The organism is uncultured Lacinutrix sp., assembly GCF_947500325.1.
Classification (GTDB): Bacteria; Bacteroidota; Bacteroidia; order Flavobacteriales; family Flavobacteriaceae; genus Lacinutrix.
This window is the reverse complement of the sequence record NZ_CANMRQ010000003.1, coordinates 228,765-253,477: the sequence shown is the minus strand read 5'-3', so window position 1 is coordinate 253,477 and position 24,713 is coordinate 228,765. Positions and strand designations below refer to the sequence as shown.

Annotated in this window: 15 protein-coding genes; 3 read left to right on the top strand and 12 right to left on the bottom strand. The window is 30.9% G+C overall.

The window, feature by feature from the left end; genetic code table 11:
• Positions 1–24: 24 nt before the first annotated feature.
• Positions 25–1,548, top strand: a complete 1,524-nt coding sequence (locus Q0997_RS06205; RefSeq protein WP_299886158.1) for a tail fiber domain-containing protein — start codon at positions 25–27, stop codon at positions 1,546–1,548.
• 104 nt (positions 1,549–1,652) lie between these two features.
• On the opposite strand, the gene Q0997_RS06200 is transcribed toward Q0997_RS06205, so the two are convergent.
• Positions 1,653–3,890: an NAD(P)-binding protein gene (locus tag Q0997_RS06200; RefSeq protein ID WP_299886155.1), complete on the bottom strand. Its 2,238-nt coding sequence runs from the start codon at positions 3,888–3,890 to the stop codon at positions 1,653–1,655.
• A gap of 12 nt (positions 3,891–3,902) precedes the next feature.
• Complete coding sequence (locus Q0997_RS06195; protein WP_299886152.1) at positions 3,903–4,763, bottom strand: hypothetical protein; 861 nt, start codon at positions 4,761–4,763, stop codon at positions 3,903–3,905.
• A 114-nt stretch (positions 4,764–4,877) separates the two neighbouring features.
• On the opposite strand from Q0997_RS06195, the gene Q0997_RS06190 reads away from it, so the two are divergent.
• Positions 4,878–6,911, top strand: a complete 2,034-nt coding sequence (locus tag Q0997_RS06190; RefSeq protein ID WP_299886150.1) for a sensor histidine kinase — start codon at positions 4,878–4,880, stop codon at positions 6,909–6,911.
• Positions 6,912–7,164: 253 nt separating this feature from the next.
• On the top strand, positions 7,165–8,103 hold the full coding sequence (locus Q0997_RS06185) for a lytic polysaccharide monooxygenase (RefSeq protein ID WP_299886147.1): 939 nt from the start codon (positions 7,165–7,167) through the stop codon (positions 8,101–8,103).
• A gap of 43 nt (positions 8,104–8,146) precedes the next feature.
• On the opposite strand, the gene acs is transcribed toward Q0997_RS06185, so the two are convergent.
• The 10 genes from acs to Q0997_RS06135 all read right to left on the bottom strand — a co-directional run bounded on the left by acs (position 8,147) and on the right by Q0997_RS06135 (position 24,405).
• Positions 8,147–10,045: an acetate--CoA ligase gene (acs, locus tag Q0997_RS06180; RefSeq protein ID WP_299886142.1), complete on the bottom strand. Its 1,899-nt coding sequence runs from the start codon at positions 10,043–10,045 to the stop codon at positions 8,147–8,149.
• Between the two features lie 24 nt (positions 10,046–10,069).
• Positions 10,070–10,381 (bottom strand): hypothetical protein, encoded by a 312-nt coding sequence (locus Q0997_RS06175; protein WP_299886140.1) that lies wholly within the window; start codon positions 10,379–10,381, stop codon positions 10,070–10,072.
• Positions 10,382–10,425: 44 nt separating this feature from the next.
• Positions 10,426–13,713, bottom strand: coding sequence for a VCBS repeat-containing protein (locus tag Q0997_RS06170; protein WP_299886138.1), 3,288 nt, complete (start codon positions 13,711–13,713; stop codon positions 10,426–10,428).
• A 23-nt stretch (positions 13,714–13,736) separates the two neighbouring features.
• Complete coding sequence (locus Q0997_RS06165; RefSeq protein WP_299886135.1) at positions 13,737–14,591, bottom strand: N-acetylglucosamine kinase; 855 nt, start codon at positions 14,589–14,591, stop codon at positions 13,737–13,739.
• Between the two features lie 10 nt (positions 14,592–14,601).
• Complete coding sequence (locus Q0997_RS06160) at positions 14,602–15,183, bottom strand: LacI family DNA-binding transcriptional regulator (RefSeq protein WP_299886132.1); 582 nt, start codon at positions 15,181–15,183, stop codon at positions 14,602–14,604.
• A gap of 4 nt (positions 15,184–15,187) precedes the next feature.
• Positions 15,188–17,233 (bottom strand): family 20 glycosylhydrolase, encoded by a 2,046-nt coding sequence (locus tag Q0997_RS06155; protein WP_299886129.1) that lies wholly within the window; start codon positions 17,231–17,233, stop codon positions 15,188–15,190.
• A gap of 5 nt (positions 17,234–17,238) precedes the next feature.
• A complete protein-coding gene (locus Q0997_RS06150) occupies positions 17,239–17,703 on the bottom strand; it encodes a hypothetical protein (RefSeq protein WP_299886126.1) in 465 nt (154 codons plus the stop codon).
• 1 nt (position 17,704) lies between these two features.
• A complete protein-coding gene (gene nagB, locus Q0997_RS06145; RefSeq protein WP_299886123.1) occupies positions 17,705–19,636 on the bottom strand; it encodes a glucosamine-6-phosphate deaminase in 1,932 nt (643 codons plus the stop codon).
• A 106-nt stretch (positions 19,637–19,742) separates the two neighbouring features.
• Positions 19,743–21,320: a RagB/SusD family nutrient uptake outer membrane protein gene (locus Q0997_RS06140; RefSeq protein WP_299886120.1), complete on the bottom strand. Its 1,578-nt coding sequence runs from the start codon at positions 21,318–21,320 to the stop codon at positions 19,743–19,745.
• 4 nt (positions 21,321–21,324) lie between these two features.
• Complete coding sequence (locus Q0997_RS06135; RefSeq protein ID WP_299886118.1) at positions 21,325–24,405, bottom strand: SusC/RagA family TonB-linked outer membrane protein; 3,081 nt, start codon at positions 24,403–24,405, stop codon at positions 21,325–21,327.
• Positions 24,406–24,713: the final 308 nt, after the last annotated feature.

Sequence of the window (24,713 nt, the reverse complement as noted above, 5' to 3'; positions counted from 1 at the left end):
ATTAACTTATAACTTATTAATGATATGAAAAAAGTACTCTTTACTATGCTCCTTTTGCTAGCATGTAAACTTTATGCTCAAACGCCACAACAAGTTAACTATCAAGCTGTAATAAAAGATAGTTCTGGAAACTCAATTACAAATACAGATATTGCACTACAATTTGTAATCCATCAAGGAAGCGCATCAGGAACCGTAGTATACACCGAAACGCAAAATGTGACTACAACAGATATAGGTATGGTTACACTTGCGTTGGGACAAGGAACAACTATGGATGATTTTTCAACTATTACTTGGTCTACAAACACTTATTTTCTTAAGGTTGGTGTAGATATTACAGGAGGAACAACTTATACAACTCTTGGTACGCAACAATTACTAAGTGTACCATATGCACTGCATTCTAAAACAACAGAAATTGGAGACAATCTTGGCAACCATATAGCAACACAAGATTTAAATCTTGCAAATAACAATTTAATTGGTACAAATACTCTAACTACAGGTACCATCTTTTCAACTGCAGCAAATGCAACGGTTAACACTATGGTACCTAATGGAGCAGAAGGTATTATAATGTCAGGAAGTACCTCAGATTATATTGTTAGTGTTCAAGATGGAAATGGAAGAGTACAACATAAATGGAATGCTAGTTATGGAATTAATGAAACTTATATTAAAGGGAATGAAGATGCTGCCTTTATTGATATTAATGGTACTGCTAGTACTAATAATGATGCTTGGATAGAGTTTAAACATGCAGATGGAGCATCTAGTAATGCAGGTGATCCAATCTCTTGGAATACGCAATTGATTATTAACCAAGGAGGAGAAGTTGGAATTAATGAAACTAGTCCTGATGATATGCTTCATATTTCAAGTGGAGGTAATGGTACGCGAGTAAGAACAGAAAATACAGGTAATGGTTGGGCAGGAATAGTATCTAAAAATAGTGTAAGAGAAATTTTTGTTGGTGTTCAAGGTGCTTTTGATGCTAATCCTGGAGAATTTCATATATATGATAATACAGCGGGAGCTAGAAGATTTGTTATAGATGCCGCTGGAGAAGTAGGTATAGGAAGAAATAATCCATCTGTAAAGTTAGATGTAAATGGTTCTGTAAATTGTACAGGTGGTACTTGCAGCTCTGATGAAAGATGGAAAAAAAACATTAGAACACTACCTAATGTTATTGAGAATATAAAACAAATGAGAGGTGTTTCTTATTTCTGGAAAACAGAAGATTTTCCCGATCAAAACTTTACTTCAGATAAGCAAATAGGTTTAATAGCTCAAGAAGTTGAAAAAGTATATCCTGAGTTAGTGAAAACTAATGAAGAAGGTTATAAATCTATGGATTATATGTCGCTTACGGCAGTTTTGTTAGAAGCTGTAAAAGAGCAACAAAATGAAATTGAAGACTTAAAAGCAATCAATGGTATTAAATCTAAGGAGAACAAAGCATTGGAAGCTAGATTGAGTAAGATAGAAGCATTATTAAATATGAAACCTAATATAGCGATTATTGAAAATAATAATGATTAAGTATATTCTATAACTTATAGATATCACTTTGATAACTATTGTTTATGTTTTAGAATAAAATGAAATAAGAGGGATAAAATCCCTCTTATTTCATTTTATTATTATTACTTCATTTTCACGCCACTAAAAATTTCCGTTTCAGAAGGCAAACCAAGTTTATCTCTCATTACTTGTCCAGCTTGAAGACCAGAAACAATTGCACCTTCATAATACCCTACATTAACACCAAAATTAATCCAATCTCCAGTAATAATAAGATTGTCAAAGCCAGATTCGTTAGCTTTTAGACGGTATTTGTTGGAACCAGGAAGCGATAGAGTGTACCTATCTGTTGGATTTACATTAGCTCTAAAGAATTGTGTTTTTAATCTTGCATAATCAGTTTTGGCACTTTTTGAAAAATCATGAATGACATCTAGTTTCATGCCTTCTGGATACTCTAATGTCGTAGCATTAGGGAAGAACCAACCCATTTTATCTTTTAGCCATTGTTCTGAAACACGCATAATACGTTCTAGTTGCTCATGTGGATAGTTATGATCCGAGAATGGAGGAATAATTTCTGGGTCTAGGAACGAGCCTGTATAGTATATTAATACACCAGGTTCGTCTTCATTCCAATCTTCATAAGGCATTACTTGAGACATATCTATAAATGAATATTGAGGATCTGCATAAGTAACTAAATTAGGTAATGATCCTTCAGGAAAGCCCCAATCTGGTAAGTTCATACCTAATTCTTTTAATGTTGGTTTAATCCATAATTGCATAGACATTGTAGGAATACTTTTAACATTATTGTACATATTCTTCCAAGCGTCGTTATTAGCAATAATTTCTTTACAAATCCCTTCATTACCTCCTAAAACATCAATGGGTATACCTAAAATAACATAATCAAAGTCTGTCCCTTTTTCTAAAGAAATTTGCCCTACATTCTTCCAAGCACACCAAGACTCTTCTATGTCATACTTGCCTTCTTTTAGAGCTTTCGCTTGTTCATCATCTATTTGGTCGTAAAGCGGTTCTCCAGGCCAAACATCTAAACCTTTGAGCGGGTATGTAGGGTTATATGTGCCGTTTTTTAATGTCACTTGTTCTGCCATAGATATTTTTTCAATGTTACCAGAATCTGAATAGTGTACTTGTTCTACTTTATGGAAGAACTTGAAATTTACACCTCTATTCTTTAATACTAAATAAATTGGAGTAATCATAGTATCTGCAGTTCCCGCTTTAAACTTCCAGACGAAAGAACCTTTGTAACCTGCAGAATTTGTTAAAAAGTGAAGTCCAACTCCAGCAGCCAGGCTACCTTGTTTGTCAGCTCCAGTTAAATTATGAAATGTTCCCGTGTAAAGAAACCTTACCATTGCAGAGCTTAATAGTCGATCACTTGCGCCATGTTTTTTAAGCCATGCACGGTAATCTAAATCATTGATACGTTCATAATCCAGCTCATGAGTTTCAGGGTTATATACATCTTCAAATGTTCCTTTCATGTTAACTAAGCCAAATTCTACAAATACGGCTAGCCAATAAAAGTATTCATTATGTTCGGCTATTGAATTAATAAGCTTAGTAACCCATTTAGAAATCAAGTCGAATAGTTCTTTAATCAAAGAGTGATGCTCTTTTCGTTTAGCATGGTCATGATCTTCCATGTTGCTCATGTTCTGAATTAATTCGGCTAAATAATTCAATAACTTTTCACCTTCATGTTTAAGGGCATTTTTTCCAAAGGCTTCAAATTTAGCTTTAAAATCTCCCCAAAGCGAATGATGTTCAGGCGCTTTTATATCTTTTGCAGATTCTGAAGCCATGCTCATGAGACTATCTTTGTTTGGGTCTATTCCAAATAAAATTTCAATAACAAGACCTAGAGCTTTATGTACGATTGCTGAAAATGGCAATGGTCCACCTTGACCAGGGATATAATCGTTTGAAGGAAAAATAATATTCTTTTTAATCCATTGATTGGTCTTAGGGTCGAAATGAGTTAATAATGTAGTGTCTTCTCTATCAAAACCATCTTCCCATGATTTGAAAGGGCTATTTGGCATTAAATTGTGCTTTTCACATTCTTTATAAGAATCTTGTATTAAACGAAAGGCATTTTCATACCAACCTTGCGCAATATGAATGCCATGTTCTTGAATTCTTTCTTTTGGACCTCTACCAGTTGCGGTTTTGCCTCCTAGTCTCCAGCCCATTTGATATATAGTGATATCATAATGATCTTGCCAGTTTTCGTAAGAAGTAAGTTCATAAACACTTGCTAGAGCAGACATACCACTGCCTAGTACGGCTATTTTCTTTCTGTTTTGTTCTTTGTTTTGCATTGATTTGTTGTTTTAAAGCGTAGGGATTTCTTTTGTCTTTATTTTTTTATTGAAATGGTTTTTATTTAATTCACTTTGAGTAATTGGATAGATTGGCTTATTATTTTTAATAAACATTTTTAGAACAGGAGAGCTATTCCATTGAGAAGCTTCTGCATAAAGTTTATCTAAATGGGGTAGAATAAATATTTTATCAAAAACATCTTCAATCAATCCTAAGAAATTATGGGCATTATGAGTAACATATTTAATGTCTTCTTTAGATAGCGGATAATGACTTGGATAAAAAGATTCTATATGTGTGATTATTGAAACGGCGCAACCTCTAGGGTTACCAAATATTTTTCCCAATATGCCAAAACTTACACCTTCAACCATTGATTGCGCATAAAGCACACGATATAGAACGATATTCATAAAATATTGTTCATAAATATTTTCATTAAAAGCTAGAGCATCTGCTGCATAATATCCAGAAATTATACTTGAATTGTGTGCGCGATACCATGTTTGCTCATTAGGTGAATTAATGTAATCTAACCAAAAGTTAACAGGAATGGGTAATTCTTGAAAAGTACTACCAGATTCTTTAATCAATTGGGCTAGTGTTGCTAAGTAAAGAAAATGACTGTTAACTTCTCTCCACCATAGGCTGCCAGGTTTTGAGTCACTCATAGAATTAAGTGTTCCTCTTTTTATTTCCCAGTTAATAAAAGCTAATTCAGAATTTCCTAAGCCTTCTTTTCCTTTAATGAGAGGATTTCCGTACTTTTGATAGAATTCATAACGTAATTGATAGCGACCTTGTGGGTGATTAGAAACTTTAGATACAATATCCTTGGCTTTTTGTTCCAGTATTTTAAGTTTGTTCATGCATTCATTAATTTGCTTACGAGTTACAACCTAAAACTACAACAAATTTTTTAGGAAATCCTATTGGTTTAATTTATAATTTTGCTCATTTATTAAAAATATTAAGTATTGAGAATGGTATCATATTTCAAATATTATTTAGGATTTTTATCGATTATGTTAGTATTTCCTCTTTGCTCATTTGGGCAGGCAGAGATTCTCCTAGATAATACAACTGAAATACGTGATATTGGAAAACAAACCCATTATTTTGAAGATGCCTCTCTAGAATTGTCTATAGAAGACATTGTAAACGAAAACCTAGAGATTAAGTTTAAAGCATATGCTCAAGAAACTTTAAACTTTGCTAGTACTGCATCTGCTTACTGGGTAAAATTTAAAGTTACGAAGGTAATAGCAGATAATTTTTATCTTAATGTTGGTTCTGCCTATATTGATTCTATCTGTCTTTATGAATTTGATGAAGAAAACAAACTTATATCTAAGCGTCATACCGGTGATGATTTACCTTTTAATACTCGAGAAATTGAAGTTAGTAATTATTTATTTGCACTTGATTTTGATAAGGATGTTACACGAACATTTTACCTTAGAGTAAAGAGTGATCAACCATTATTTTTTCCTCTTAATGTAGGTGCTCTTTCTAATTTTGTAGCATATGGACATGATTTTGACTTTCTCCAAGGTATCTATTTTGGTTTTATGCTTCTTATTTTTCTCTATAACCTTTTCTTGTATTTTTCAACTAGAGAGAAAATATACCTTTACTACATTTCATATGTATTTAGCATTACATGGTTTATGGCTTCTGTATTTGGTTATTTCTTTGAATACTTTTGGCCTAATGCTCCTTATATTAATAAAGTAGTAGTGGTAAGTTCTGGATTGACTATGATCACCGCTACGTTATTTACCCAAAAGTTTTTAAACACTAAAAAATCTGCTCCTATGATGCACAAAGGTGCTATGGCATTTCTGGTTGTAGGTCTTTTAGTATGTGTACTTGTTGTGTTTGGATATAGAATAGAAGGTCTTAAGTTAGCTCAAGGCGGTTTACTAATTATGGCTGCATATTTTCTTATTCTTGGAGTACAATTTAAATTAAAAGGTTATCGCCCAGCTAAGTACTATTTATTTGCATGGGGAGCGCTTATTATTGGTATTTGTTTTGCCATACTAGAATCCTTAAATCTAGTTTTTGTAATGCCATATTTAAATGCTATGCAGATTGGTTCTGCAATGGAAGTCTTATTACTTTCTTTTGCTTTAGGTGACAGAATTAATATGTATAAAAAGGAAAAAGAAGAAGCACAAGCAAACGCTTTATTATCTGCTAAAGCAAATGAAAAATTAATTAAGGAGCAAAACATAGTATTGGAAAAGAAGGTAGAGGAAAGAACGGCTATGATTGCTATAAGAAATAAAGAATTAGTTAATTTGAATAAGGAGAAAGATATGTTAGTAAATATCGTTTCTCATGATCTTAGAACACCTTTGGGGCAAATTAAAATGTTAGTGCAGTTATTTAATATGACACCAACTAAATTGACTGAGGATCAAGAAGTATATCTAACAGAAATAGAGAATTCTTCAGATCGATTAATACAAATGACTAGTCGTATTTTGAATGTACATGCCTTAGAAACAAAACAAATTCAATTAGTTAATGAAGTTGTTAACTTAGGCGAGGTTGTTGAGTATGTAGCCCAATCTTTTCATGTTACTTCATCAGGAAAAAATATTAAAATAATATTAGAAATTGAAGACGGAGATCATTTAGTAGAAATAGATAAAAACTATATGATTCAGATTTTAGAAAATTTGATTTCTAATGCAATCAAATTTTCTGAAAGCGGAAGCAAAATAGTATTGCATGTAAAATCTCAAGAAGAAAAGACTTATGTTGTGGTTCAAGACAATGGACCTGGGATAAGTGAAAATGATCAGAAAAAATTATTCGGAAGATTTCAGAAACTCTCGGCAAAACCTACAGCTGGAGAAGCATCAACAGGACTTGGTCTGTCTATTGTGAAAAAATATGTAGAAGCTATGAATGGTAAAATTCATTGTGAGAGTGAATTAGGTGTTGGTACTAAATTTATTATCACCCTAGACTTTAAAGGTGAATTTGCTAAAGCTCAAAGTTAAATTATTTATTCTTCAACTTTTCTTATTGGAAACGCATTCTAGGCATTCTTATATATTAATAAATTTATCTAGCTAAGAGATTGTAGCTATTAAAAATTTAATTCATTTCTATTAGTAAAGAAGGTAATTATTTTATGCTTCGAAGTCTATAGCTATATAGATTATCGTATATAATTTTATGGAAAAGGGAGTTTATTACTAAGCTTTATAATGAGATAAAATATTATAAAGAAAAGTATCAATTATTTTAATTATGAAAAAAAATACATTACCCAAAAGCATTTCAAAATCAATAGATTTTAATAGAAGTAAATTAATAAAGCAACAAATAATTTGTATAATATTTGTATTAACTATTATTCAATATGTTTTTCCTCACGGTACAGTAACAAGTCCTCCTAGTCGTGTTTGGAATTGCTATCAAGAAGGACCAGAGAGTCCAGATTCTGCTGCCTGTATAGATGCTGTTGCATCTCATGGAACTCAACCACTTTATGATTGGAATGAAATTAACCAAGCCAATGCTAATAGTGAACATATGTTATATGTAATGAATGGTAATTTACCTAGTGGAGGAAGACCAGACAAATATGGAGGAATGGATCAAGTAAGAACAGATTGGGTAGCAACTCCAGTTTCACCAGGACCATATACAGTTACCTGGACAAATTCTGCGCCACATGCAACATCCTACTATTCTGTTTATATTACAAAAGATGATTGGACACCAGATCAAGTATTAACATGGGAAAGCCTAACACCGCTTGTTACTACCAGCGCAAGTGTAGCAGAATATATAGTAGATATACCAGTTGTATTACCTTTTAGAACAGGGAAACATGTTATTTATAGTATTTGGCAGCGATCAGATAGTCAAGAAGCATTTTATTCAACAAGTGATATAGATTTTGGAGATGTATTATCTATTGATGATTTTCATTTAGATCAAAATTATCCTAATCCTTTTACTTCGACCAGTACTATTAGTTACTCATTAAGAGATACAGGCTTAGTATCAATAAAAGTATATGATGTTTTAGGGAAAGAGATATCTACTTTAGTTAATAAAAAGCAACCAGCAGGAGAATATAAGGTTGTATTTAATGGCGAAAATTTAAATAGCGGTTTATATTTCTGCGTTTTTAAAGTAGGCAGTTTTATTGAAACAAGGCGTTTAATTTTGAATCGATAATAATTTTAATAGTTTATTTGATAATCCTTTAATTAGTTACTATTTATAGTTTTTCATCAATAATACTTTTTACTATTTCTGGATTTAATAATGTTGAAACATCTCCAAGATTTGAAATATCATTAGAAGCAATTTTACGTAAAATACGACGCATAATTTTGCCAGAACGTGTTTTTGGTAGTCCTTTTACAAATTGAATCTTATCAGGTTTAGCTATTGCTCCAATTGTTTTTGCAACTAGTGTTCTAATTTCGTTAGTTAAATCTTCATTTTCTTCTACATTATTATAAGTTATAACATAGGCATATAAGGCATTTCCTTTTATATCATGAGGAAAACCTACAACAGCACTTTCAACAATGCTTTCATGTTCATTTATTGCGTTTTCTATAGGAGCTGTTCCTAAATTATGCCCAGAAACAATTACTACGTCATCAACACGACCAGTAATTCTATAATTTCCTTGAGCATCTCTCAATGCGCCATCTCCAGGAAAATAATGATTTGGGTAAGCCGAAAAATAAACATTTTTATAGCGTTCATGATTACCATAAATAGTTCTTGCTAATGATGGCCAAGGATATTTAATTGCTAAAATTCCTTCTGCCTTAGTTTCAGTTAACTCATTGCCATTATCATCTAATAAAATGGGTTGAATACCAGGTAAAGGTAACGTAGCAAATGTAGGCTTGTCTTTAGTTATACCAGCTAAAGAAGAAATCATCATACCTCCAGTTTCTGTTTGCCACCACGTGTCTACTATTGGGCAATTATTTTTACCAACATTATCATCATACCAATGCCATGCTTCTTCATTAATGGGTTCTCCAACAGTACCAAGAACCTTTAAATTAGATAAATCATATTTAGTTACAAATTCACTAGGGTGTTTTGCTAAAGCGCGAATTGCAGTTGGTGCAGTATAGAATTGAGTCACTTTAAGTTTCTCACAAATCTCCCAAAAACGGCCAAAATCTGGGTAACTAGGTACACCTTCAAACATTACAGTAGTGGCTCCAGAACATAAAGGGCCGTATACAATGTAACTGTGACCTGTAATCCAACCAATATCTGCAGTGCACCAATAGATATCATTGTTTTTATATTGAAAGACATTTTGAAAAGAATATGTAGCATAGACCATATAACCACCACAAGTATGTACCATGCCTTTTGGTTTTCCAGTAGACCCAGAAGTGTATAAAATGAAAAGCATATCTTCAGAATCCATGATTTCTGCAGGGCAGTCATCATCTACTTTCTTTAATTCTTCATGCCACCATGTATCTATTTTTGTATTCCAAGAAATTTTTTGATGTGTTCTTTGGTATACTATGGTTCTTTTTATACTTGGACATTCTTTTAATGCTTCATCAGCTATATCTTTTAACGGAGTTGTTTTTTTTCCTCTAAAGCCTCCATCTGCAGTTAATAAAACAGTACACGTAGCATCATTTATTCTAGCCGCCAACGCTGTGGCAGAAAATCCTGCAAAAACAACAGAGTGTATGGCACCAATTCTTGCACATGCTAATACAGCAATAGATAACTCTAAAACCATAGGCATGTAGATACACACACGATCTCCTTTTTTTACATTATTATTTTTTAAAACATTAGCAAAAGCACAAACTCTACTGTGTAATTCTTTATAAGACACATGTTGTGTAGCTTCTTTGGGATCATTAGGTTCCCATATAATGGCTGTTTGATCTCCTTTAGTTGCTAAATGTCTATCTAAACAGTTTTCTGTAATATTTAATTTACCACCAACAAACCATTTTGTTTCTGGTTTTTGCCAATCATATTCTAAAACGTTATCCCATTTCTTATTCCATTCAAAATGTTCTGCTATTTCCCCCCAAAATAGGCTAGGGTTTTCAATGCTTTTTTGATAGGCTTCTTGATAGTCTTGAAAAGAATTTATTTGAATTTGACTCATAAATAATAGTTATGATTAATTGAACTAATATACTTCGTTTAAATGATTAGAAATAGAAATTATTTGATTAAATATATTATTTCCTATAGTAGAAGATTTACTTTTAATACTAATTTCTACTGTAATGGCTTTAGAACTTGTAATTTGCTTTTTTATATAAAAGAATCCATTTGGAAAAAATATTTGCAAGCCATTTTTTTCCTCTTGCAAGAATAAATCAAATTCTCCACTAATCCAGTTTAAAAATTTCTTGTAAAGTTTAGAGTCAGCAAAAGACTCGATATAACTCCATTCGTAATAATGTTTAGAAAAAAAGTTGTTTATTCTTGAATTCATTATTGATGAATATTGAATCTTGTTACCTATGTCTAGATTAGTTATCAAGATGATTTTAATTTTAAAATGTTTAACGTACTATTTTTGTTTAAAATAATAAAGTGTACAATTTCGTTTATTATAATTTTTTTAATAGCCTTAGCTTCATGGTTATTAAAATAACTACTATCTTCTTTAAATTTGAGTGTGCCTTTATTATTCCCCATAAGAATAAAGCCTTTTGAAGCATCATAGCGAATGGTTTCTACTTCAGAATCAAACACATTACCAACGCCAAAAACATCCAAATAGCCATCGTTATTAATATCATAGGTATCTATACTTAAAATGGGCCCGAATTGAGATCTAATTGGAAGCTTTTGTATTTTAAAGCCACCATTTTTATTATTAATTAAGGCTAAAGATTCAAAATTATGAGCCGTATAATGTGTTGCATTAGCTAATTTGTTGGAACCATATATTTCTGGTAGAGTAGAAGCTGCAAATGCTTTAAATGTATTTACGTTATTGTTTATAAAAGGTGTTTGTTGTGAAGAACATTCTTTACCTCTTACAGGGATTAAATGTCCTGTTTTTGATACTTTGCTAAGAACAATATCAAACGTTTTATTTGTATCAAGATAATCTGCATAAACATGTAGAGGTTTTGTTTTGGAAGGGTGAAACTTATTATTTGCTCCCCAATTTCCTACAATATAATCTGGATACCCATCATTATTTAAATCAATTTCTTTAATGGTTTGATACCAACCATTAAAATCTTTAAGTATATCAATCTCTTTTTTATAAAATTGCTGATTGTTATTTTCAAATACGGTGATTGACATCCATTCTCCAACAACAATTAAGTCTAGATCACCATCCTTGTCAAAATCTGAGAAAACAGCATCATTAATTATTTTTAATTCAGAAATACTATTTATTTTTGGATCAGTAACATCTATAAATTTACCATTTTTATTTTCAAGTAAATATGATGGATAGGCTAGAGGATATTTAGCATATTTTACATGAGCTCCAATAAAAATATCTGAATCTCCATCATTATCGTAATCTGCTACAGTAATGCTTTTAGAGTTTACTAATGTTTTTGGTAAATTATTACCTCTATGGAAAAGTCCTTGTCCATTATTTATATACAACCTATCTTGTAATAAGGGATTACCTTCTTTAATTTCATAGCCGCCAGAAGCGACATACAAATCTAAATCACCATCATTATCAATATCTATAAATTTTGCGTTGGTATCTTCAAAAGATTTATCTAATTCAAATAATTCTTTATTTGTTTCAATAAAACCGCCATCTTTATTTTGAACATATAGACTAGCAGAAGCGTCCTTTGCATTACCAACAAAAAAGTCTTCTATCCCATCATTATTAACATCACCTACAGTCAATGCAGAACTCATTTCCGATTGTTTTTGCGGTAATAAAAGCTGTAAATCAAAATCGTTGAATTGATTTTCCTTTTGTATATAGTTTATACCTATGTCTGTTGGATTTATGGTTTGAAATAGAGCGTTAGATTTTTTTATATGCTTTTCAATATTTGATTTTTTGTAATCCACATATAATGTCTGATTAGCTTTAATATTGGTAAGTAATTGCTTTGTTCCATTTGGCCATATAATTTCTGCACTATCTACAGAGGTAATGTCTTTTATACCGAAGTGTAACTTATTACTAACTGAAGATTGGTAGCCTCTACTAGTAAAAAGAGTTTTAGATTGCTGTGAGTTTTTAGTATATAGATTAATTATACTACCAATTCCATTTTTATTTTGTTCAGGACCTTTAAGAGAAAAGGAAATCGAATTATTACGAGTGTTGTTTTTGTATATAGAAGCTTTATCTGCTTGATTATTAGTAATTATATCTAAATCTCCATCATTATCTAAATCTGTATAGATGGCACCATTTGAGTTTGTTTTTTGTTCTAAACCCCAAGTTTTAGATGTTTTTGTAAAAGTTAAATCTCCATTGTTTTTATAAATGTAGTTTTGTAATTTTTCTGAAGGCATCATTGCAATTGCTTGCTCTAAACTTACTTTTTTTCTATTCATTATATTTTGACGCATTTGCGTTCTAAAATCTTGATTAGAAAGATCGTGTTGTATTCCATTAGTAATAAAAACATCTTTAAAACCATCGTTATCAAAATCTGCAATTAAAGGCGCCCAAGACCAATCTGTTTTTGCAATACCAGCTAATTGCGCTATTTCACTAAAAGTAGTATTGCCATTGTTTAATTGTAAAGTATTAGACATGTATTGATAGTGATAGTTAGCATTAACCATAGTATTAAAACTATGAGTATTCATAGTTGCCATATTTTCTTTGCTTCTTACATGGTCTTCTGCCATCATATCTAGTACTAATAAATCTGGTTTTGAATCGTTATTAATGTCTTCAAAATCTGAACCCATACTATTATTAGAAATATGGTTAAATGTTTCTATAGCTTTATCTGTAAAGGTTCCGTTTTTATTATTTATGTAGAGATAATCTGGTTGGAGAAAATCGTTTGCTATAAAAACATCTAACCAACCATCATTATTAAAATCACCTATAGATGCAGATAAACTCCAAGCTTTATTAGCTATGCCAGAACTCTTGGTTATATTAATAAATGTTCCATTTTCATTTTTGTATAATTGATCTGAACCATAATCTTCAATCTGTTCATCTCTTTTTAAATCAATAGTTGTATTATTTCTAAAGTCTGCTCTATGATTAACTAAATACATATCTAAATCACCATCATTATCCATATCAAAGAAATAGGACTGTACAGAGAAACCATAGAAATCTAGTCCGTATTGTGAAGCACTTTCTTTAAAAGTATTATCTTTTTGATTTATAAATAACTTGTTTTTTCTAGCATCATTATTTTGTAATGAACCAGATTTACAAACATAAATATCTAGCCAGCCATCGTTATTAATATCTATCATTGTAACGCCTGTAGTCCAACCATTTTTATCTGCTACATTAGCTGTTTCTGTAATATCTTGAAATTTAAAAGCGCCGTTGTTTAAGTAGAGTTTATTAGAGTTTTGGTTAGAAGTAAAATATAAATCTTCTAATCCATCATTATTAATATCACCAGAAGCAACGCCACCACCATTATAGATATACGGGTAGTTTAAAAAATTGAAGTATAAATCTTCTTTTACTTCATTTGTAAAATGTATATTAGATATGCTACTATCTAATAAACTAAAAAGGGATTCATTTGTTTTTGTTTCGGCCTTGTTACAAGCCGAAAATAGTAATATTGGTATAATTAAATAATATATTATGTTAGTGTATGTTGTTGTTAATTTCATTTTTATATTAAGTAATCTTAAAACTATGCTACACCTTCTGTTTTTATATGATTAATTAAATTATCTATTGGTCTTCTAATAAAACTTGAGGCTTTTAATCCTTTTTTATTTAAAGCTATTTCAATATAATCTTTAGCAAAGTATGCTATAGATCCAACAAAATGTAAAGGAACAGTTTTTAATTCTTCAGAATATTGTAAGATGTGATTTTCAATAAATTTATCCATCGCATCAATAATTAAATTTTTAATAAATGGGTTGTCTTTATTTTCAAATAAAAATAGAGAAAACTCTGCTAAATATTTATTTGGAGTAGAGGAATGGTATAGTTTTTTAATAACCTTTTTTTCTTTTAAATTAAATTTTTTTTCAAATTTCAACCTTAATTCTATAGGCATTTTTTTATAATAGTAAGATTGTAAAAGGTTTTTTCCTAGATGATTACCACTTCCTTCATCCATAATAATATAACCTAACGCAGGTGTTTTTAAAGTTATATTAGTACCATCAAAATAGCAACAATTAGAGCCAGTACCTAATATGCAAACTACTGCTGGAGTATTAGTCGTGGCATATACTGCAGCCATAATATCTTCTTTTGTATTTGATTTTGCTTTTTTAAAAAATGAGGTTAATATATTATCTATTTTGTTTTGATTTTTTTTAGTGCCACAACCAGCTCCAAAAAAGTAAATAGAGGTTATTAAATCTTTGTATTTATAAAGCTCTAAGTTCTTTATAATTATACCTTTTAATTTCTTTTTACTTAAAACTGCAGGATTTATACCTTTTGTCCTAATTTTAAAAGGTTCTTGATTTATGTCTTTGTATATAACCCAATCACATTTTGTTGAGCCACTATCTGCAATTAATAACATATATAGTTTTTTATGCGCTTAAATTAGTATGCTCTATTTTTGAAAGTAGTTCTTTAACACATTCTTTTCCTATTTTGAAACCACTTTCTTTATAGGTGCTGTTTACACTAGATTTTTTCTGTTTATTTATATATATAACAGGAACACCTTTAGTTATAAAATTATTTATATGGTTTTCTTCCTTTTTATGTATAATTATATTTTTTGTAGAAGAAAAAATTAAACCATCTATAATATTACTATCTGCTAAAAGATTAGCATAAGTAATCTCTTTATTGTAATCGTTACAAGATTGATATACCATTATTTTATAATCGTTTTTTATAGATTCTTCTGTAATTCCATTTAAAGAATCTAAAAAGAAATTATCTTTTAAATCGGGTAGGAGTACACCCAGTATTAAACTTCTATTATTTCTTAATGCTGAAGCGTGAAAATTTGGCTTATAGTTAAGTGATTCTGCAAGTTCTAATACTTTGTTTTTTGTAGATTCGCTTATATCTATACTATTATTTAATGCTTTAGAAACAGTAGAAACAGAAACGCCTAAAATAGCGGCTATATCTTTTAATTTAATTGTATTTGTTCCCATAATTTTATTGAATTAGATAATTAGCTTCACAGTATTTTATTAATGTTTCTAATGAGTCAACAATTGCTAATTCTGTATCTAAAAAAGGTGTTCTTAAAACAGAAATACAAGTGTTTAATTCATTTAACTCCTTTTTATTTATAGTTTTTTTGTCTAATGCACTACTTAACAATTTAGAAATTTTCGATAAATTTTCAGATAATAATTCTAAAGGTTTTACATTAGGGTTGTTACTTATTTTAAGAAAGCAATTATAATGTTTAGACCATGTCTCAAGGTCTTGTATTATTAAGTTTAAGAAGACTTTGTCGTATGTTTTATTATAGCTCTTTACAAGATTGTTAAAGGAAACAGCTTTTATAGCGTCTGCTGTGCAAGCATCAGCAAATAATGTAAATGGTGAAAATGTTTTGTATTCAGTGCCTCCAGCATTTCTAGAATAAACTTTTAATGGTTCACATAGGTCCGCTAATGTTTGTAATGCACTTATATCTTGGTAGTTTGCAATGTTTCTTAAAATAACAGCTCTATTTTTTATATGAGTAATTCCTAATTCTTCTAATCTATTATTTACACTTTGTAAACGGTGTAACATGTTATCAATATCATTTATTTCTTTAGCGGACCAAAAACGTTCGGCTATTGCAGCTGTTCTAGGCCATATTCTAGAATCTATAGTCTCTGGAGTTACTAATTCACTCCACATAGTTGCCTCGGCACCCAGAATACGTTTTTGTTCTTCTTGAGTAAGTTTTGCATCACCAATAGGGTCTACACTATAATGGTGCTTTACTGATAACATTCTATCAATATAATAGCCATTTGAGAGCACCGTTTGATATCCTTTTTTTGCAGCTTCTATTAAAGTGCTACTTTTTAAGCCTTCATTTTTACCTCGCCAAGAGTGAATTACTGCTGTTGTTGGCATGTTTGGAGTCATTATTTCATCCCATCCCATTAAATGCTTCCCTAATTTATTAAGTATCTTTTCTAATCTAATATTAAAATAGGTTTGTAATTCGTGATTATCTTTTAATTTATGTTTTTCTTTAAAACGCTCTATTTTTTTATTCTCTGTCCAATGTTTTCCTTCATTTTCATCTCCACCAATATGGAAGTATTTATCTGGAAACAAAGCAGCCATTTCCGTAAACAAATGATCTAAAAACACATAGGTTTCTTCGTTTGTTGGATCCATAGTAGGATCGAAAACACCTGCGTAACGTTCAATGGTATAATTGTAATTGTCCTTACTCCCTAAATTAGGATAAGCTGTTAAAATTGCTGAAGCATGACCAGGTACATCGAATTCAGGAATAACTCTAATCCCTAAATTTGAAGCATATGCTACAATACCCTTTATTTGTTCTTGTGAGTAATACAATCCATCTGAAGCTAATTCTTGTAACTTTGGATAAATTTTAGATTCTACTCTAAATCCTTGATCATCTGTTAAGTGCCAATGAAATACATTTAATTTTACAGATGCCATAGCATCTAAATTTCGTTTTATAACATCTATTGGTTGAAAATGTCTGGCTGTATCAATCATTAAACCTCTCCAAATAAATCTTGGTGTATCATTTATTATAACACCTTCAAAATAGTATCCAGTTTCATTAAAATTTACTAATTGCAATAATGTTTCAAGCGCACGTAGTGCTCCAACATCTGTAATAGTATTTATTAAAACTTTATCTTTTGTAATATTTAAATTATAGGATTCATCGTCAGATAAATCAAGATTAGATAGAGTATCGAAATTAATTTCTATTGAAGCAGAAGTATTTTTTAAAGGAAAACCTCTATCTATAAAAATACCTGACCTATTTGAAAGTCTTCTTAAAAACCTAACACCTGCACTATATACTCTGCCTTCATCATTTGCATTAATAGAAAGAGTAATATCATTATTTATTAAAAAATTAGAATGACTTTCTTGTATTTTATGAGGCCATGGCATAAGATTATATCGCTTAGATAGCTCGTTTTGCGATAAAGTGAATTGAATCCCACCAAGTAGTATTAATAGAAATATGTGTTTTTTCATTTTTTTCATTTTTTTAAAGACATAGAATTATCCAATCTTACATATTTTTCTAAAATCTTACGTTTTACTCCTTTTATTTCTTCAATACCGGATTGAATTAAAGTATCTCCTTTAAATTTTAATAGAAAAGTATATTTTACACCCCTAATGTTTTCCATAGGTGTATGGGTTATTGTTTCTGTATACTTATTTCCATTTAGACTGTATATTCCAGCACCACTATAAAATTGTTTTGAGTCAAAATCATTTTGATTAAGAAAGGAGAAATGTGTTTTATTTAAAATTTTAATAAAACTCGTATGCGTTAAATCCTTTATTTTTATTGAATCATTTTCTTTAATTTCAGCATATATCATTTTCCAAGTTCCATCTATAGCTTGAGTTGTAGTATATGTTGTTATTTTATTTATAAATAGAAAATATATAATAGAACCAAGAGTAAAAATAATGATGAACACTATTCTTCTCATTTTAAAAATGATAACGTTTAAAAGCTTCTATAGCAGCATAGTTTGCTAAACCAAAATCGTTATATTTTTTTGCAGTTAATCTATTTCTATCTTCTACTCTTACCCAAAATTCTCTAGAATCATCTCCTTGAAACATAACACCATCTTTTTGAGATTGGTGAAAAAATATAGCGTGTCTCTTCTTTAATACTTGATCTGGACTCATTGGAACAGCCATTTCTATTTCATAGGATTCCCATTCATGCCAAGCACCTCTGTATAACCATACCCAACAATCTTGCATAAAGACTTGTGTTTTTAAGGCTTCAATAGCTAGAAAAAGAACATCTAAACAAACTTTATGTGTTCCGTGAGGATCTGCTAAATCACCAGCAGCATATATTTGATGAGGTTTTATTGTCTCAATCATATTACACATTAGATTAATATCATCTTGAGTAAGTTCTCCTTTTTTAATAGTACCAGTTTCATAAAATGGAAGATTTAAAAAATGAACATTTTCATCTGGAAGACCTAAATATCTTGTTGCTGCAAGAGATTCGCTCTTACGTATAAGCCCTTTAAGATTTCTAACTTCAATAGGGTCAATAATATCATTTCCCTTTTTATTTTTAATGAAATTTATAATACTATTTGCTTTGTCTGAATTGGTGTTGATTTCATTAGAGATTTCTGCATACTTTAGAGCTTCTTCATCTGAAACTGCAATATTACCAGACGTTTGATAAGCTATATGTACTTCATGACCTTGATCTACTAATCGATCAAAAGTTCCACCCATTGAAATAACATCATCATCAGGATGTGGACTAAAAATAATAACCCTTTTTTTTGTGGGGTTAGTTCTTTCTGGTCTATTAGAATCATCAGCATTTGGTTTTCCTCCTGGCCAACCAGTAATAGTGTGTTGAAGTTTATTAAACATCTTAATGTTTAAATCGTAGGCAGTACCTTCTTCTGTTAAAAGACCAGACATACTATTATCATTATAATCTTTGTCTGTAAGTTTTAAAATAGGTTTATTAAGTAATTCACTTAACCAAACAACAGCTTTAAGTTTTAAAGCATCTGTCCAAATACACGAGGTAACTAACCAAGGTGTTTTTACTCTTGTAAGTTCTGATGAGGCTTCTCTATCCAATACAAATGTACAATTGTTATGTTGCTGTAAGTATGTGGCAGGAACATTAGAACTTATTTTACTTTCAACAGTTTCTTTAATTATTTCTCCTTTATTGAGACCCCAAGCTAGTAAAACAATTCTCTTTGCACTCATGACGGTTCCAATACCCATGGTTATAGCTTTTCTAGGAACATTATCTATTCCTAAAAAAACAGGAGCTGCATCTATTCTTGTTATGTGATCTAAAGTAATTATTCTAGTACCTGAGTTTAAATGCGAACCAGGTTCATTAAAACCAATATGACCAGTTCTTCCTATTCCAAGAAGCTGAAAATCTATACCACCAGCTTCTTTAATTTTCATTTCATAATCAATACAATATTGATAAAGATTTTCATTACTTACTTTTCCATTTGGAATATTAATGTGTTCTGGTAATATATCAACATGATTAAATAAATGCTCATGCATAAAATAGTAATAACTTTGAATATTATTTTTATCCATTGGATAATATTCATCTAGATTAAAGGTGATTACGTTTGCAAAACTTAATCCTTCTTCCTTATGCATTCTAACTAATTCTTCGTATACTTTTATAGGGGAAGAACCAGTTGCTAGACCTAAAACACAATTTTCATTTGCTAAATCTTTAGAGCGAATTAAAGTGGCAATTTCTTGTGCCACTAATATTGAAGCATTTAATGATGATTTGAATATAACATTATGAATTTTCTCAAAACGTGTGTCTTCAAATTTCCCTGCCTTGTTGTATGAAATACTGTTATAATCAGCAATTTGTATACTCATTCTTATATTGTTTAATACTTTAATTAAGAACAAGCGGGAAAAAGTAGTTCTCCCGCTTGTTCTAAGAACTAATCAAAAAAATAACTATTAAATAAATTATTTGTCATTAAAAATTTGGACCTCCAGTATCCCACCAAAGTCTTGTTCCACCATCATCTGGGCCACCTAAATAGCCTACAGCAGTAGCTACATTCGCAGCATTAGTATTCAATTCATTGGCAACAAAATTTATTCTTCTAATTTGCGTGTTTGTATCAATAGTTCCACCACTATTATTTACAACTACAGGAAAAATTCTTGGATAACCGGTTCGTCTAAACTCACTCCAGGCTTCTTGACCGTCAGGAAACATAGCAATCCATTTTTGAGTGATAATTTGCTCTAATTGCTCTTCGTTTGTTCCTGCTGGATTGTATGCAATTTTTACATCGCTTGCATAAGCAATATCATTAACAGGAAATAAAGCATCAACAAAATCTGCTGGTGTACTAGAGTTGTCTGCAAGATATGCGCCTACTCCAGAAACACTATGTTGGGTAAAAGAAGCGGTCACACCAGCTTCGTAGTTTTCTTGGGCTGTTCCAGCTCCGGCCCAACCTCTTAAAGCTGCTTCAGCTTTTAAGAAATGTACTTCAGCTGCTGTCATCCAAGTTAAGGTTTCATCATTAATTACGCTTCCAATTGAAGCATGGTCTACATATTGAGATTTAGCTGTAATATCTATTCCCATTCTTATGCCTTTATAATCTCCTGATAAAGAAGAGTCTGCAGAAGGGTTAAAATAGGCTTCCATTCTACCATCATTATAACCAGTTAAAATAGATTCCATTTCTGCACCCATTCTAATATCTCCCCATGAATTGCTAATTACAGAAATAGGATGAACAAATCCAGTATTAATAACCATATCATTTGTTAGCATTAAACCAGCATTACTTGCTAGCGCTAATTCACCTTGTGTTTGCGCAAGTGAAGGATTTACTTTAACGACACGTATTGCTAGTCTTAATCTTAAACTATTTGCAAATTGTCTCCATTTAGCAACACTACCATTTAAATTTGATTTATCAAAGTTTGTAAATTGTCCTTCTCCTTCATATTGTTCTAGTTCATTAATTGCTGTTGCTAAATCATCAAAAAAGGCTTGGTATGCTACATCCTGAGGATCATATTCACCTGTAGTAGCTTGATCTTCAAATTTAGTATAACGTATTGGTCCGTAGATGTCTGAGACGCGATGCATTGCTGTTACCTTAATGATGTTAGCTATATGCGTGAATTTTTCTGCACTATTTCCATCTAGCAAAGCTACAGAGTTCTTAATATTTAATGTTTGCGGCATTACGTTACCATATGCATCAGACCATGGAAAACCGTTCCATCCATCAACTAATGAATATGTCATATTATTTACATTACCTGCAAACGGTGTTGGAGGAGTCATGTAACCAGAATAAACGTCACCTATTAGACCTTGTTGTAATTGATAATTCCATGCTGGAGTAACATTAAATACATTTAAAAACATAGGTTGAAATTCGTTTCCTATGTGATTAAACATTTGCGTTAAACTTTGTTCAGTAATGCCATGTGGATTAGTATTTACATTTTCAAAGTCATCTGTACAATTCGTAAAACTAACAACCATAAACGTGGCTAGAGTATATTTTAGTATTTTTTTCATTTTCTTAGAAATTTACGTTAAGATTTAATCCTATACTTCTTGTTGAGGGTTGACCAAAGATATCAACTCCTTGCAGCCCAATTCCAGTACTTGAAGCAATATTGGGGTCAAAAGGTGCATCTTTATATATAAAGAAAAGATTATTTGCAATTAATGATAAATCGATAGACTCAAAGTACTTACTTTTAGTAGGTAACTTGTATGCTAGAGAGAGTTCTCGTAAACTAACATTGGTAGCATCATAAACATATTCTCCTAATAAACCAGCTCGTCCTCCAATTTTAGTGTAGTACTCTTGGGCACTCATCTGTAATGGATTTCCATTAGTGTCTACTACATTTATCATTCCTCCATTAGTATTTCTTGCATCTGCAGAAGCTTGAGAAACACCATAAAAATCATTTACAGCTTCAGTTACACTTACTACATCTCCTCCAAATTTCCCGTCAATTAATATGTTTAATGATAAATTTTTGTAGTTAAATGTATTGCTAAAACCTAAAGTAAAATCTGGTTGAGCGTGTGCTATAGTTTCAAAATCTGTAGTTTCAATTGTTAAAGCACCTCCATCATTTGTAACTATAGGCGTTCCATTTGCATCTCTTCGTATAGAGCGACCTTGAATACTTCCAAAATCTTCACCTTCTACTAATGCATAACCATAACCATTAACTCCAGGAGCAGTTATAACTGCTGTTCCATTTTCTAAATCTGGATGTACTGATATTACTTCATTTTTATTTTGTGCGAAATTTAGAGTTGTATTCCATTTAAAATCATCATTAACTATTGGTTTTGCATTTAAAACTAATTCAATTCCTTTATTTGTAATCTCACCAGCGTTTACTATGTTTTGTGTATAACCAAAAGTATTTGGTTCTGCTGCTATAAAGAAAATTTGATTTTCAGTTGTAGAGCTATAGTATGTTAAGTCTAAACCTAATCTGTTTCCAAAGAAACGCCATTCTGTACCAATTTCGAATGATTTTTGTTTTTCAGGCTCTAAGGTTTCACCAATTCTAGGTGCAAAAACCGCTTGGTCTGCAGAACCAGTTACACCTATTGTTCTTAAAGGTATTGTTGCGTATGCAGGAATATCTTTACCCACTTCTGCATAAGAAGCTCTTATTTTAGCAAAAGAGATATATTCTGGCATTTCAAACATTTCAGATAATACGCCAGTTAAACCAACTGAAGGATAGAAGAAAGAAGAAGATGCTGTGTTAACAAGAGTAGAAGACCAATCGGTTCTGCCTGTTACATCCAAGTATAGCATGTTTTTATAACCAATATTTGCAGCTCCAAAAACAGATTGAACTTCTCTATTAGAAACAGATTGAGAGATATTATTAGTTTGCTCAAAATTAGCTATAGTAAACTCATTCGAAAACCTAAGACCACCTTGACCAGAATCTAATAAGATTTTATCTCCAGTAGAGTATTTAGTAAGACTTGTACCTCCAGTTAAAGTAAGATTAAAGTCTTCTGATAATTCTTTGTTATAGATTGCGATTAAATCAACATATTGTTGCGTATTTTCTGTTTTCTCAAATACATAACGACCTGTGTCTGGAGCAAAAGTAGGATCACTACCAGCATATAATCTTTTATCATACGTGAAAAATGATTTATCAAAACTACCTCTAGATTGTAGAGAGAAATTATCTGTAATTTGATATTTTGCACTTACACTAGCCAAAACTCTTTGTGCGATGTCTTTGCTAGGGTTTCTGTATATTAACCAATATGGATTTTGTTGAATATTTTCATCGAAAGATGTTCTGTATTGATCAAACTGATTTGTTGCTGTATTAAAATATTCAAATCGATTTTTATAATTATTTAAGTCTATTCCAACTGGGTTAAGATATAAACCTGTTAATGGGTTAGAATATAGACCGTTAGTAGGTCTGTTCCATGTTCTTTGATCTGATAGATTAATATTTGCTGAGATTTGTATTTTGTCATCTAAAAAGCTAGCAGTTTCTCTCAAGTTTATAACATTTCTGTTTAATCTATTTTCTGGAATTACACCTCCAGCTGAAGTATTAGCATAAGAAAAATAGGTTTGCGCTTTTTTATTACCAGCACTTAAAGCTATAGATTGAGTTGCTGTATAACCAGTCTCAAAAAAATCATCAATAGTGTTAGATAATCCCCCAGTTTTTGTTCCCCAGGATTTAGGATCTGCTACACTTCCGTTTTCTGCTATGGGTTGGCCAACAGATAAAGATTGGTATTCTGTTTGTAATTCTGGTAATGATATAACTTGATCAACGGTGAAGGTTGAATTAAAATTAACTTTTAATTGTCCTTCTTTTCCACTTTTAGTTGTAATCAATATTACACCATTCGCTCCTTGACTACCATATAATGCTGCAGCCGAAGCACCTTTTAATATAGTCATGCTTTCTACATCATCTGGATTAATTAGAGAAGTGATGTCTCCACCATCTCTATTACCTGTTTGACTACCAAAAATATCGCCTCCAGGTTGTGCACCATTACCATTGTTTTGCATTGGGACGCCATCTATAACATATAAAGGATCATTATTACTAGTAGAAGAATTACCTCTTAATACTACTTTTGTTGATCCACCAACACCAGAAGAACTTCTAGTGATTGTTAAACCAGCAGATTTTCCAGACAAACTATTAATTGGGTTTGTTTGCCTTACTCTAGTTAAATCATCTCCTTTTACATCCTGAGCAGAGTAAGTAAGAGCTTTCCTCTCTTTTTTAATCCCTAATGCAGTTACTACTACTTCTCCTAGACTTTCTGCGTCTTCTTCTAATTGAACATTAATAGTGTTCGATTCTCCTACAGTTTTTTGAACTGAAGTCATTCCTATAAACGAATACGTTATAACATCTCCAGTAGAAGCAGTTAATGAATAATTTCCATCAAAATCTGTTTGCGTTCCATTTGATGTACCTTCTACTACTATATTTACACCAATTAGAGGTAATCCATCGGTTTTTGAAGTAATAGTTCCAATAATGTCTCTTTCTTGGGCAAATGTTATTTGAACCGTAAAGAAAAGTAGAGAGACTAAGAAAGGCAATCTAAAATTGTGTTTCATAATTTAATTGTTTAGTCATTTAATAATGATTTAAAACTATTGATTAAGAAATTAGTAATAAAAAAAAATATATAAACGACATCATTTTATATATAGACAGCATTAAATTATAGATAAGTGATTTTCTTAAAATAAAGATTTGATTATTTTATTGTGAATTAATTATTATATCATTAAAATTGTTGAATAATTACTAAAGTTTAAACAATTAAGTGTGCGATTGTTTTACTTTTTCTAAAAGATATAGTTATTTCATTATTTATTAAAAAAAACCCATATAGTACCATACCTATTAAATATCATTTTAT

Coding starts and splice junctions, on each gene's coding strand:
- Q0997_RS06170 (WP_299886138.1), bottom strand. CDS start 13,713: ATGAAATTAACAACAACATACACTAACATAATATATTATTTAATTATA.
- Q0997_RS06160 (WP_299886132.1), bottom strand. CDS start 15,183: ATGGGAACAAATACAATTAAATTAAAAGATATAGCCGCTATTTTAGGC.
- Q0997_RS06205 (WP_299886158.1), top strand. CDS start 25: ATGAAAAAAGTACTCTTTACTATGCTCCTTTTGCTAGCATGTAAACTT.
- Q0997_RS06165 (WP_299886135.1), bottom strand. CDS start 14,591: ATGTTATTAATTGCAGATAGTGGCTCAACAAAATGTGATTGGGTTATA.
- Q0997_RS06140 (WP_299886120.1), bottom strand. CDS start 21,320: ATGAAAAAAATACTAAAATATACTCTAGCCACGTTTATGGTTGTTAGT.
- acs (WP_299886142.1), bottom strand. CDS start 10,045: ATGAGTCAAATTCAAATAAATTCTTTTCAAGACTATCAAGAAGCCTAT.
- Q0997_RS06195 (WP_299886152.1), bottom strand. CDS start 4,763: ATGAACAAACTTAAAATACTGGAACAAAAAGCCAAGGATATTGTATCT.
- Q0997_RS06135 (WP_299886118.1), bottom strand. CDS start 24,405: ATGAAACACAATTTTAGATTGCCTTTCTTAGTCTCTCTACTTTTCTTT.
- Q0997_RS06185 (WP_299886147.1), top strand. CDS start 7,165: ATGAAAAAAAATACATTACCCAAAAGCATTTCAAAATCAATAGATTTT.
- Q0997_RS06175 (WP_299886140.1), bottom strand. CDS start 10,381: ATGAATTCAAGAATAAACAACTTTTTTTCTAAACATTATTACGAATGG.
- Q0997_RS06190 (WP_299886150.1), top strand. CDS start 4,878: ATGGTATCATATTTCAAATATTATTTAGGATTTTTATCGATTATGTTA.
- Q0997_RS06200 (WP_299886155.1), bottom strand. CDS start 3,890: ATGCAAAACAAAGAACAAAACAGAAAGAAAATAGCCGTACTAGGCAGT.
- Q0997_RS06150 (WP_299886126.1), bottom strand. CDS start 17,703: ATGAGAAGAATAGTGTTCATCATTATTTTTACTCTTGGTTCTATTATA.
- Q0997_RS06155 (WP_299886129.1), bottom strand. CDS start 17,233: ATGAAAAAACACATATTTCTATTAATACTACTTGGTGGGATTCAATTC.
- nagB (WP_299886123.1), bottom strand. CDS start 19,636: ATGAGTATACAAATTGCTGATTATAACAGTATTTCATACAACAAGGCA.